Origin of the sequence: Nitrosospira briensis C-128 (assembly GCF_000619905.2) — a bacterium.
GTDB lineage: Bacteria > Pseudomonadota > Gammaproteobacteria > Burkholderiales > Nitrosomonadaceae > Nitrosospira > Nitrosospira briensis.
Genome location: NZ_CP012371.1, coordinates 2,104,159 through 2,116,691, shown reverse-complemented (window position 1 = coordinate 2,116,691; position 12,533 = coordinate 2,104,159). Strand labels below are relative to the sequence as shown.

General features: G+C 49.9%; 12 protein-coding genes. 2 read left to right on the top strand and 10 right to left on the bottom strand.

The annotated features are described in order from the left end of the window. Nucleotides 1-49 precede the first annotated feature (49 nt). The 10 genes from F822_RS09610 to F822_RS15760 form a co-directional block, all read right to left on the bottom strand. On the bottom strand, nt 50-1,255 hold the full coding sequence (locus tag F822_RS09610) for a TIGR03087 family PEP-CTERM/XrtA system glycosyltransferase (protein ID WP_025040851.1): 1,206 nt from the start codon (nt 1,253-1,255) through the stop codon (nt 50-52). 4 nt (nt 1,256-1,259) lie between these two features. Beyond that, a complete protein-coding gene (locus F822_RS09605; RefSeq protein ID WP_025040852.1) occupies nt 1,260-2,345 on the bottom strand; it encodes a FemAB family XrtA/PEP-CTERM system-associated protein in 1,086 nt (361 codons plus the stop codon). Between the two features lie 5 nt (nt 2,346-2,350). After that, nucleotides 2,351-3,166: an XrtA system polysaccharide deacetylase gene (locus F822_RS09600; protein ID WP_036575713.1), complete on the bottom strand. Its 816-nt coding sequence runs from the start codon at nt 3,164-3,166 to the stop codon at nt 2,351-2,353. Nucleotides 3,167-3,334: 168 nt separating this feature from the next. Next, complete coding sequence (locus F822_RS09595) at nt 3,335-4,339, bottom strand: XrtA/PEP-CTERM system-associated ATPase (protein ID WP_025040854.1); 1,005 nt, start codon at nt 4,337-4,339, stop codon at nt 3,335-3,337. A 13-nt stretch (nt 4,340-4,352) separates the two neighbouring features. Beyond that, nucleotides 4,353-5,930, bottom strand: a complete 1,578-nt coding sequence (locus F822_RS09590; protein WP_036575610.1) for a TIGR03016 family PEP-CTERM system-associated outer membrane protein — start codon at nt 5,928-5,930, stop codon at nt 4,353-4,355. Then, nucleotides 5,917-6,831, bottom strand: a complete 915-nt coding sequence (locus tag F822_RS09585; protein WP_025040856.1) for an XrtA-associated tyrosine autokinase — start codon at nt 6,829-6,831, stop codon at nt 5,917-5,919. Before F822_RS09585 ends, F822_RS09590 begins: the two co-directional genes overlap by 14 nt. Before the next feature lie 335 nt (nt 6,832-7,166). Then, entirely contained in the window at nt 7,167-8,693 is a 1,527-nt protein-coding gene (locus F822_RS09580; protein ID WP_025040857.1) for an XrtA system polysaccharide chain length determinant, read from the bottom strand. A gap of 281 nt (nt 8,694-8,974) precedes the next feature. Continuing rightward, nucleotides 8,975-9,532: an XrtA/PEP-CTERM system exopolysaccharide export protein gene (locus F822_RS09570; RefSeq protein ID WP_231623604.1), complete on the bottom strand. Its 558-nt coding sequence runs from the start codon at nt 9,530-9,532 to the stop codon at nt 8,975-8,977. A gap of 536 nt (nt 9,533-10,068) precedes the next feature. Then, nucleotides 10,069-10,254, bottom strand: coding sequence for a QueG-associated DUF1730 domain-containing protein (locus F822_RS15765; RefSeq protein ID WP_231623603.1), 186 nt, complete (start codon nt 10,252-10,254; stop codon nt 10,069-10,071). Nucleotides 10,255-10,298: 44 nt separating this feature from the next. Then, nucleotides 10,299-10,457 (bottom strand): hypothetical protein, encoded by a 159-nt coding sequence (locus F822_RS15760; RefSeq protein ID WP_231623454.1) that lies wholly within the window; start codon nt 10,455-10,457, stop codon nt 10,299-10,301. Between the two features lie 164 nt (nt 10,458-10,621). Here F822_RS15760 and tsaE point away from each other — a divergent pair, with 164 nt between their 5' ends. Further along, nucleotides 10,622-11,110, top strand: a complete 489-nt coding sequence (gene tsaE / locus F822_RS09560; protein ID WP_025040862.1) for a tRNA (adenosine(37)-N6)-threonylcarbamoyltransferase complex ATPase subunit type 1 TsaE — start codon at nt 10,622-10,624, stop codon at nt 11,108-11,110. A gap of 8 nt (nt 11,111-11,118) precedes the next feature. Beyond that, the gene (locus F822_RS09555; protein WP_051536661.1) at nt 11,119-12,423 is read left to right on the top strand and encodes an N-acetylmuramoyl-L-alanine amidase; all 1,305 of its coding nucleotides are present in this window, start codon (nt 11,119-11,121) and stop codon (nt 12,421-12,423) included. Nucleotides 12,424-12,533: the final 110 nt, after the last annotated feature.

Here is a 12,533-nt window from a genome sequence, read left to right as displayed (position 1 = left end):
GTTTCCTGCAGCTCGAATATCGTTTTGCAAGATATGCGAATAGTCCTCGTTAAATTGTCTGCGGCTGTGACAAGAGTGCGTCGATTCGTCCCAGATTTTTTTTCCAATTATAATCTTCCAGAACACGCGTTCTGGCGGCACGCCCAATGGCGCGGTTTGGCCCATTCTGCAGGAGTTCGATAATTCGATTGATGAAGTCGCTCTCGTCGTTGGCAACTACCATATCCCGATCAGGGTTTGCATTGATTCCCTCTATCGCTTGCGGAGAGGCAATAACCGTTTTTCCCATCGCCATGGCTTCCAAAACTTTATTCTGTATCCCGCGTGCGATACGTAGCGGCGCCACAGCGATGGATGCATGAGCAAGGTAGGGCCTGATATCCGGCACTGACCCGGTAACGATGATGCCGGGAAGATCGGCTAAAGCCATTACCGCTGCTGACGGACGAGCACCAACGATATAAAACTCGACCTTGGGCAATTGCAGACGAATAGCGGGAAAAATATTGCTTGCAAACCACTGCACGGCATCGACATTTGCCCAGTAATCCATTGCGCCGGTGAAGACCAGGGTATCTATCCCGGTCAAGTAAGGATTAGGGTAAATATTTTGCGGGGAAAAATAGTCCGCATCGACTCCGTTATTAAAGTAGGTGACTTTTTCCGCAACGTCGGGCGCCAGACGCTTGAATAGATCGGCCTCGGTCTCGGAAACGAAAGTCGCACTATCGAAGAGCCTGGCGACCTGTTTTTCATAATCCAGCAGCAATTTCGACTCGCGCCGATATATCCAGCTCATCGGCCAGGCAATGGTCGCCGCATATTGCATCCATTTGTCCGAATCGATATCTACAAAATCCATTACCCGGCGGATATTCATTGCATGGCTGACATATTGAGCCATGGCTGCCGAGAAAACCAGAATGGTTCCGACAGGCCTTGTTTCCAGCAAATTGCTGACCCATGCCTGCAGACGCTTATCGTGATAATAGGGCAAGGTGAGCGGCTGCCCCGAAAGCAGCCCCGACAGGCTACGAATTCGCGCTGATCTCGGGTAGAGATCAAGGAAACACGTTTCCCCGCACATATCTCTGACTCTCTCAAGATGCTTATGATCCATCTCATCATCGATAAAAGTGCCGAGATGAATGCGATAGCGTTGGCTCAGATGCTTGAGCAAATGAAAGGACCGAATTTTGTCCCCCTTGTCGGGCGGGTAGGGAAAGCGATGGACGAGATAAAGCAGTTCCTGCACTGATCTAACCCAGACTCTTCACTATGTGAGGACCGACGAAATTGGCAACCGAAATGGGGAGTTTTTGCCAAGCCTTGATGAAAAGCTGATATTTGGGATTAAGTGGATTATGGTCGGGCATCGCCCCGGACCGGTGTAACTGGTATTGGTAGTAAAGCGGTTGCGGCTCAAATCCCCAATTCTTCTTGAAATCGAAAGACCCGGTGTTATGTTTACTGCGCCCGAAATCAAAGATTTTATAACCTCTTTCACAGGCACGCCGCATAAGCTCCCAGTACATGAAATCGTTACCGGCCAAATCCCGCGCCTCGCCGGTTCCCCCTCCATAATAAGGCGAGACCTCGTCACGAAAATAAAAACTCATCACGCCGCTGACGGTGCGCCCTTCCTTGACGATGATCATCAGTTCGCAGTCATCTGCGAAAACCTCTTTGAGTATGCGAAAATATTTTTTCGAGAAAACCGGGGTGCCAAGGCGATGCAGGCTTGCCGAATAGGCGGAGAAAAAACGCTCGATACCCTCATCTACGACACTTTCCAGCCCAAACTTGATACCCTTGCGCACCATTGCACGCTGCTTGCGTGGAATTTCCCGCATGTTCTGCTCTGTTTCCGGCGAAATTTCTTTTCGAAACGTCGCATAGAGATCCTTGGTTGGCCAGTCCGAATGCAGCATTTTCAAGTTCCGGTATTCGAGATAGTCCACTTGCAGCTGTGAAGCGAGCGTCTGGGCAGCTTGGTCAAGCACTTCCCGGCCGGGTTCGGAAATTGCAGCAATACCGCCGTAGACGCAAAATGGCAGGGAGCTCAGGGAATGACCAAAAAGGCGGCTCTTGACTTCTGCCAGTGGCAGCACACCTTGAATTTCACCATCCAACTCGGAGTAAAGAAACCAGGTTCTATGGCCGAAGGCACGCTCGATAACGGTTTGCCAACCCGCGCGATGGAAAAAAGTAGCTTCGGGACAAACCGATACGAATGCATCCCATTTTTTTGCTTCTTGCGGTCGCAGCAGGTGCACGGATGGCGCATCAGCCTGAAGAGAGGCATTTTCTTGATCCTCCCGGAACGCGTCTATGATGCAGCTCATACGGCTTAACTCAGGAAAATCCGATCCATGCGATCCCACTCGAAGTCACGGGTGAGGGCTTTGACACGGTCTTCCATTCGATGGAGATTATAGTAGTGGCGGAAGCGGGTTTTCATACTGAGGCCCTTCTGGCGCGGCTGCTGATGATCTATCTCCCAAGGATGGAAATAAAAGATTGCGGATTGATGCTCGAGGTGATTCAGCCTCTGCAGGAACCATCTCGAAACCGGATAAGGCCAAAGCCGGAAATAGCCGCCTCCCCCTGCAGGGATGTTCCGCTTGAATAGACGCATCGTGGTGATAGGCAATTCCAGTAATCGGTTATTGCAGCGCGGATAATAGGCGAAACGGGGGGCCTCCGGCATGCCGTAGTGGTCGTGTTTGATGGGATAAATACTGGAACTGTAGCGATAGCCTGCTTCTTCAAGCAAATCCAGCGCCCATTGATTATGGCTGCCTATGGAAAAGCTCGGCGCTCTGTAGCCAAGCACTGCCTGCCCACCGATATCCTCGAGAATGGCTTTGCTTTGAATAATGTCGTTTCGAAACTCATGGGGTTCCTGATCCGAAACACGGTAGTGACCCCAGCCATGGCTGGCAAGTTCGTGCCCGCTGGCGACAATCCGTTTTACCATGGCGGGGTAGCGATCGGCGATCCATCCAAGGGTAAAAAAAGTTGCTTTTGTGCGATCCTCGTCCAGTAAAGCAAGAATACGATCGATATTCATCTCTACACGGCAAGATAAAGATGCCCATGAGTCCCGTGAAATATGATTGGCGAAGGCGGAAACCTGGAAGTAATCCTCCACGTCGACAGTCATCGCATTACGTATACGTGTTGTCGTCACTTTTGGAAATCCTTCATCGCCTATCTCCCGATAACGTCGGCAGTTGGCCAGTTTTGGATGTTATTCTCAAATTGTCCACGAATCCCTGCAGTTCTTGGGTCCGCCCTGGGGCGGGGGAGCAGTACTCGCATATGAGTAGCATTATGTGTCTTTTGGCGGGCTCTTGTTTGAGCGAGCCAGCGAGAGTACCTGTTTGAGCAGGTGCGCCAACGATACGACAGAATCCTCCAGCTTGACAATTCTGGCGCTCATGCTTTGCAGGTGGGAAAGAGATTCTTCTCGAACCAGGCCTAGATCGCTTATATCTGGCACATCGGCTGCCGCTATCGGGATCTCAAATTCTTGCTGAATATCCCGAATCACCTCATCCACTTCCGTACTGCCGAAGTTGTGCAATTTCTCTAAACAACCCATCAATAAAAGCCGATCACACAACGCATTGATTCTTCGCGGAATGCCGGCCGCATGGTTGTGTATGGTTTCAAAAGTATCGTCTTCAAACGATGGGTCACCACACCAGCCTGCAGTCTTTAATCTATGTTCGATATACAATCGTGTTTCCGATAAATCCATGGGTCCGAGGTGGTAGGTTGCAATCACTCTTTGCCGCAATTGCTCCATATCGCTACCAAGTAAAGTTTTTCTGAACTCCGGTTGGCCGAGCAGGAATGTCTGGAGCAGAGGCCTGTCATCCGTTTGAAAATTGGAAAGCATCCTCAACTCTTCAACGGTCCGCCGGGAGAGGTTCTGCGCCTCGTCCACAACCAGAAGCGTGCGTTTTCCTTGCTGATCGCATTGGCGAAAGAACTGCTCGAGGCGAATGAGTAAAGAAGCCTTATCCGAATTTTCGTAGGGTAGTCCAAACGCCGCGGCGACCATTCTCAATGTATCGGCAGATTCCAGATCGGTATTGACGATTTGAGCGGCAAGAATTTTCTCGGACTCCAGCTTGCGGAAAAGATTGCGTACCAAGGTGGTCTTTCCCGCACCGACTTCTCCGGTGATCACGATAAAACCTTCTCTCTGGGAAAGCCCATATTCGAGGTAAGCCATGGCGCGTTTATGGCCCTTGCTTCCAAAGAAAAAACTGGGATCAGGTTTCAGTTGAAAGGGCTTGACTCTGAAGCCGTAGAAGGGTACGTACATTTGTCTATTTCCGCTAGAAACTCATACTCAGGGTTGCGATCGCGGCATTCTCATGATAATTTGCCCCAGCCTGGCTGGAAGTTCGCCGATTATGTCGCACTTGAAGCGTGCCTACGAGATCAGGCAAGATCTCCGGAATACGCCTCATCAGCCCGGTGCTGAATAACATCATATCGTCTTGCCTGTCGGCTCCGAGATAGCTGAATCTTGTAAATCCAAAATTCAGATTGGCGCTGGTTAACTGCGAAATTCGGTAGCTCCACAACCCGTTGCCACCGCTCTGTCTAGTATGGTTGAGCAACGACAAGTCTGCGGCATTTCCCAGCCCGACATCCACCGATTCTGGCGAAAACGCCCGGCGCGTCATATTGAATAATCTGAATACAAGCGTATTTCTTGTACCATTCATAGCAACAGAAGCCTGGAAGCGCTTCTGCAGAAAAAGCCGGTTCGATAAAAAATTGCTGGGATTAGCGAAAACACCTGAAGTTCCAAGTCCAAGAATGGCGCCGGTGTTTTGCTGAATGACATCGGGGCTGAGGCCTGGATTTTGCGCTGTAAGAAGCTGGCTCAGAGAGCCCCCCATAGTGAGCATTGAGCCAAACTGAGCCTGTTGATTGAATGTCGTAAGTCCTTCATCATAACTCGCTTCCCATGCAGTCAAGCGAGTGCGATGGGTAGCAAGGGCTGAATAGGTGTCGCCGAAAAATCTTTGGCCGCCACTGATCGCTATGCTGGTTCTTTCGGTCGGTGTCCACAAAAAGCCTACTGACCAGGTAGGACTCGATGGGCTTCCGCGGATCGAAAGAAAACTATTCTTTTCGTAGCCTCCCGTAGTTATCAAGCCAAATTGCGGCGTAACGCGGTAACGAAGTGTGGCGATGTAGCGTTCGAACTCGGCGTTCCGGTTTGAACGGTCAAAATGAACCGTTTGATTGCTATAATTAAAACCCCAACCAAGCGTCCTGAACGCGCTACCGCTGTTCAAACCAAATAAATAGCCGGTTCCCTGGCTATTGGAAAGGGCATTGGCGTTTGAGGTAACCTGGCTCAAGCTATACCGCACCTCGGCGGTTGCAAAGTCCTTGAAGCGGTGGCGGAGATAAGGACTGATACTATATGTTCTTACGTCAGCTCTGTTACCTGTGACGTTAACGTTGTCCATTGATTGCGGTCCCGTTAGCGAGAGATTTTGCTGCGCCATCGTGGCTCGTCCATCCACAAAAAACAGGTCTTCAATCAGCTCGGCATTTCCAATTGCGTTCAATTGATGTCTGGTTCGGGTCAGGTTGCTGTTCTGAGCGTAGAGAAGATTATTCATCGTATAATCCAATCTCAGGTTAAAGCGGGGCCCTAACCCATTCATAGACATACCCGGATTGATCTGGGTAATGAAGTCGCCTGATCCTGACGCGCTCGATGCTGTTCCTAATCTAACATTATCAGAATAAACTTCGACCAAACTCAACCGGGGAACTACCCGCCATTCGGCAGCGTCAGAGGAAGGCGACAAAAATAACAACACCGTCGCAGCAGAACAAGCAGCCGGGAATAAAACCCTATGGTAGCGCTTATTCTCAGGCACTCTCATGATAGTAGTAACCGTAATATTCACCACCAGAGAAAGATCTGGCCTTGTTATAGATCAAATTCACGACATCGCAGGATTCGATCTGTCGAAGGGTTTCCTTAACAGCCTGTTGTGATGTCGTTTCGGCCTCTACTACCAGGACGATTTGTCCCATCTGGCTCGCCAGAACGCGGGCCTCGCTAGTCAATAGCAGCGGCGGCGAATCAAAAATAACAACGCGATCGGCGTAGCGTTCCGCGAGCTCCTTTAGCAATTCGCCCATGCTCTGGCTTGCCAGTAGCTCCGTGGAATGAGAATGGCGCGTTCCGGCGGTGAGGAGAGTCAGCTTCTCAACATTGGTTTTAATCAGAACGTCGGCCAAATCAAGTTTTTCATCAAGCAGAATATCGAGCAAGCCTCTCTCTTTTCCAACACCAAGGATTCTGGGAACCGTAGGACGCGCCACATCGGCGTCGACCAGCAATACCGTGCGGTCCATTTCCATAGCTATGCTCATAGCCAGATTGACAGTACAAAAACTTTTTCCTTCTCCAGCGAGGGCGCTGGTCACCATGATCAGATTTCCGTTCTTGACCCTGGTCGGCCCCTTGCCAAAAGCGTTAGTGAGCAATGGCCGCTTGATCACACGGAATTGCCCGGCTATCTGTGTTCTTCCCTCATCTGGCGTGACGATGCCATGCTGGCGCATTTTTGCGAGATTTAGCGTAATTCGTTTCGATGCCGAACCAGGGTTTGGCAGACGATTCTGACTGGGTTCTTCCTTGGAAGCATCATTTTTGGGAACATCATTTTCAATCAAGTGTTCTTTAACGGGATTTATGGAAGCGGCTGACGGCGTATGCTGGACATTGGGTTCCGCTTCTTTTTCGAGTTTAGCTGCCGCTTTTTCAATAATGCTCACGCTTTCTCCAATATTCTGATTTGGACTTGCCAGGTGTCGCTCTGTATTAATTGCGAACTGCCTGTTCTAAACTAAAAACAGGAGGGGTAGATTGGAGATTCAACGGTTAATGCGCCGATCACGGTGAATTCTGCAATTCCGGTACCCTGCAGTTGTATTCGAAAAATAAGCGTTTTCCCGAGAGCCCGCTGCCACAAAATATACCGTGCTATAAAGGCTTATCTCTTGAAAGATCGTTATAAGGCGAAACACAGAAAGGCAAACCTTCCTACACCGGCAAAATGTTCATACTGATCAGTAACAAGCAAGAGAATCTCTAATTCCCGGGCCTTGGGTTAAGCAATTTTTACCATTAATGTTCCGTATAGACCCAGCAAAGACAGCAGGGAAAAACCAAACGCATAAAGCCGCTTTTTGCGCTTACTTTTTTCCTGATCGGTCCAGATCATGGGAATAGAACCCAATATCGGCTTACCGGAGATTTCACGCAGGCTGGCTTGACTATGGAACGTCGGCCGTACCTGACTGATAACAAACGCTATGCCGATCCCCGCCAATAAGGCGCCCAGGAAAACAATAGAAAAAAACTTGCCGCGGTCTGGGCCTACTGGTCTATCCGAAACCGTTGGTGGATCAATAATCCTGAACGACACCAAATCGGTAGCGGAACCCAGATCTCCCGATATCTTTGCAGATTCACGGCGTTCGAGAAGTTTTTCATAATTGGATTTATTTACCTGATAGTCGCGGTTAAGTTGCGTAAGCTCCGCTTCCACTTGAGGTACGGCATTGCTGAGGGATTTCATCCGGTCATACCGGGAAGTATATTCCTCCACACGGGCTCTCATTGAAGCGACGTCAGCCTCGGCTTCCGCTAAGGCCACGTTGAGCTGCTGCAACATGGGACTATAATTCTTGCCAGGGTCAGCGCCAGGTTTGGTCAGCTTTGCTTCTTCCTTTTTACGTTCCTCAAGCTGCGCAATAAGACGCTTCGTCGATATGATGTCGGGGTGCAGTTCCGTAAAGTTGAGCCTGAGCGCATCCAGATTCTTGTCCAGCGCATCAATTCGAGAATCAAGCTCCACATTGACTATGGACGAGATCGAATCATCCTGATCCACCAGAAGAACGGGCTCATCACCGGTAATTTGTCTTTTGATTGCGTCGCGTGCCTGCTCGGCCTCCCGCAACTCCAGCCTTGTTTTATTAAGATCCTCCACAGCCTGAGATAGCTGGGAGTAATAATCACCGCCCTGCTGAGGCATCAGTCCGATGTTCTTCTGCTTGAACGCCTTAAGATTATTTTCTCCCGCGATCAATTTCTCCTCATAACTGCGGATCTGCTCATCAATAAAGCGAATCGCAGATGAGGAGTCCTGTGTCTTGTCTCCAAGACCGCCCTCGACAAAAATAGTGAGTAGAGATTGAACGATGTCTTTGGCGAGTTTTGGATTTTGATTGTTATAGTGAATGGTAAAAAGGTTATCACGTCCGGCTGCCCCGAGCTGGATCTTACTCATGAGGTCTTTGACGAGATTTTCCTGTTCCTTTACGTTTTTTGCCTTTATGTCCAGATCCACCATCCGAATAACTCTTTCCACATTTGGACGACTGATAAGGGTACGACTCATAATGGAAACCTGCTGTTGGATGTCAGGAGATACCGTCATGCCTGCCATCAAAGGCTTCAATACATTTTGAGTATCGACGTAAATCCTCGCGGTGGACTGATAATCATCAGGTAGCTTATAAACAATAGTCCATCCCGCCGTAGCAACGACCCAGGCGGCGATTACCGCAACCCAGCGATATTTCCAGACCCCTTTCAGGTAAACGAGTAGTTGGGCTGTAAGTTCCTCCATATGTCAAACGGCTCGTAAAAGTACTATTGTCGACGTTATTGCAGAAAGATTATTTCTGTCGTCTTTGGGTTGATAGTCCGGAAATCGGCCTATTTTTGCTTCGTCGTTATATTTTTGCGTCTTCATCCTGAAGGTGAAACCAGTCTGCTTTCTCATAATAAATGCCGGTTTGGCAAAAAGACGCATATTGCCAACCAAATGTCTGCAATGAAGCCAATAGCAGAGTTATCGCCATGCCTCGATAAGCTCTTTGCCGCGCTAACCCAGGCAACCCAACTTCATTAGAAGAAACTTTCCGGTATGACAAGAACGTCCCCCTGTTGCATGGGCACGTTGGCCGAGATATCACCATCCCTGATCAAATCATCCAATCGGACGCTAAATTGGTGTTGTTTTCCGTCTATGTTACGGACGATCCTGGCCTTGTTGCCTGCGGCAAAATCCGTTATGCCCCCGACCTCGATCAGAACATCCATCAGTGTCATTTCTTCACGATATGGAAGTGCCTGAGGCTTCGCCGCCTCCCCTATGACTCGGATTTGTTCAGTGTAGGGGCCGACAAATTCCGTCACGACAACGGTCACAACCGGCTGCTGAATATACTTCGATAAAGCTTCTTCGATATCTCGCGCCAACTGCGTTGATGTCTTCCCGCTGGCCGGTAAATCTTCTACCAGAGGCGTCGTGATTTTCCCGTCCGGCCGAACCGGTACCGCCATGGAAACTTCCGGATTGCGCCAAACGATGATGTCCACATTGTCTCCTGGACCGATAAGGTAATCATGCGCGAGATGTTTGTCGTCCGGAGAAAGCGATGGATATGATTTGCAGCCGATGATGAGGACAGGAAAAACAATAGCAAAACAAGCAAGGCATTTTCTGATATTGATATACGAAGCGCTCACTGAACTTCCTTTTCTTGTTTATTGATTATTAAAGTCTGCTGGGGCCGCTGGAAGAGGATTTTTAGTAAAAATATGAGGCGATAAATCAGCTTCTCTTTTGAAGGCGGCATTGACTCAAGCACAAGGGCTAACTGACTATTTGTAGCACGTAATCCCACATATTCAAGGTCCGCATAATAGCATTTTACGTGATCGCAAGCGCCCAACATGACGCTATCTTTCCGAATTCACAAAGTTTGTTCCATTCAACAAGCTACAGAAGGAGTTCACTTAATTCGCCAGTTGAACGATATTTGAATCTTATCAATTTCAGTGACATGATCAAATTGGACTTTGGTACACCCCATGCAGATAAGGTTATTAATAGCGGGTATAGCTTACCTCGGATTCGAGCTATCGCGATCCTTGGAACTGAGGGCTAAACACCACCCTCTTCATGCCGATATGATGTCCACGCGCGTGTTCGCGTATCAAGGACGAAACGTCGTCCCGGCGCTCTTGCAATGCAGTGCCCGGCATCCAGACGGTATGGCGCGATAACAGCCTGGGTTGGGCGAATCTCGATGCACTTGGTCCATGGTAATTTTATCGGCAAGCTCTTGCAGGCGTCCGCGCAGTACGTAGTGGCAATCTCGTCCCCAGGCATATCGGGAAATAAATGCACCATCCCATCCTGGACCACTGCCCAGCTATGTCTCGCTCACGGAATGTAGTTCATGCGCGCCAAGATCACACGCAGCGTGCCGGGAACGAGTTCCGCCAGACGGGTACGTCGTGTATCGTACTTTGCCATATAATCCATCTCGCCGTGGTAACCTTTCCTCAGCCATTCCAGCAAACCCGATTCGGCCCGCGTCATCTCCGCGCCCGCATCGGCAATATCCTGAAAACCGGGTTTATTACCTCAGGCTTTGATCGGCTCGGCGAGCTGGGTAAAATCAAATCGCCGGATCCGGGAAAATCTGCAGCGGATCTTTGGAGATTTTTTCTTGCATAGTGCGCATCATACCTTTCCTGACAGTCATGCATCACACTAGCCGTCATCACGCCAATTGCGATCTTCCCGATGAAGCCGCAACGCTGGCGCTCGGCGCGGAAATCGCAACCATATTGCATCCTGGCCTGATTATTTTCCTGAATGGCGATCTCGGTGCCGGCAAGACGACGCTGACGCGAGGAATCCTCCGAGGCCTGGGTTATCACGCAAAAGTAAAAAGCCCCACATACAATTTGGTTGAACTTTATAAAATTTCTAGGTTATACTTCTATCACTTTGATTTTTATCGATTCAAAGATCCCTTTGAATGGGAAGAAGCAGGTTTCCGGGAATATTTCAACGCAAACTCGATCTGCCTGGTGGAATGGCCTGAAAAGGCAGCTGGCCTATTGCCCAAGGCCGATTTGAGTTTTCTGTTCCATATTGCTGAAACTGGCCGCAATGTGGAAATTCAGGCAGACACGGAGGCCGGTAGACTGTGTTTGAAACATTGGCAATCCCTGAAAAACCCTTGAACGCGGCAATGTCCGATTGTTGCAATGTTCGTACCCACCCCATATTCGTCACTTGGTTCGTGGCGGCTGTACTCCTGTTTCTGACGCTCTGCAATTCCGCCTTCGCTGATATCAAGGTCAGTTCGGTCCGTGTCTGGCCGGCGCCGGAGTATACCCGCCTCACGCTGGAATCAGCCCTGCCTATACAGTATTCGCTCAGCATCGTAAAAAATCCGGATCGCGTTGCGATCGATCTGGAACAAGTCGTGCTAACGCCCGAACTCGAAAAACTCGCGGATAGAATTGACGCCGCCGACCCCTATATCCAGGCAGTGCGGATCGGCCGCTTCAAACCGGGCATATTGCGCCTGGTTCTGGACCTCAAAACCCAAGCAGTGCCGCAAGCTTTCGCGCTCAAACCCGTGGGCGACTACGGGCACCGGTTGGTGCTGGATCTTTATCCCGTTGTTCCGCCCGATCCGCTGATGGCGCTTCTTAACGAAAATACCACGGCGACATTACAAACTGATGCCAATCCCGACACTAATATAAATTCAAAAGCGGAAACCAGGTCCGCGCGCGCTTTGACGTCCAAAAAGCATAAGCCGGAGATGATACGTCTCATAACGGTCGCCATCGACCCTGGACATGGTGGGGAGGATCCTGGGGCAATAAGCCAACGTGGCACACATGAGAAAAATATCACGCTGGCGATCGCCAAAAAACTCAAAGCCAAGATAGATAAAGAACCCAATATGCGGGCCGCGCTGACGCGGGAAGGGGATTACTTTATTTCGCTGCCGATGCGTTTGGTAAAGGCTCGCCAGGTGAACGCCGATTTGTTCGTATCCGTTCATGCCGACGCATTCATCAAGCCGCATGCACGCGGCTCCTCCGTATTCGCACTGTCCGAACGTGGCGCGACCTCGGCTGCTGCGCGCTGGCTGGCAAAAAAAGAAAACGACGCGGACTTGATCGGCGGAGTCAATCTGGATATCAAGGACCCCTATCTCAAGCAAACTTTGCTTGATTTGTCACAAACGGCAACCATCAACGACAGCCTTAAGCTCGGCAGGGAAGTGCTTTCAGAAATCGGCGATATCAACCACCTGCATAAAACCAGCGTGGAACAGGCCGGCTTCGCCGTCCTCAAATCGCCTGACATCCCTTCAATCCTGGTTGAAACAGCCTTCATCAGTAACCCGGATGAGGAAAAGAAACTGAAGGATAGCGCGTATCAGGACAAACTGGCCGACGCCATACTCGCCGGCATCAAGCGATATTTCGCAAACAATCCTCCGCTTTCGCGTTCGAGGATGGTGTTGCTTGAGTAAGACCTTTCCACTGCCAGAAATTACGCGTCATTCTTATTGCTGACAGGTTTCCACGAAACCGCTGTCACAATCAAGAAGGAGAGTGCCTGCCATTCGCCTGCTCATCCTTC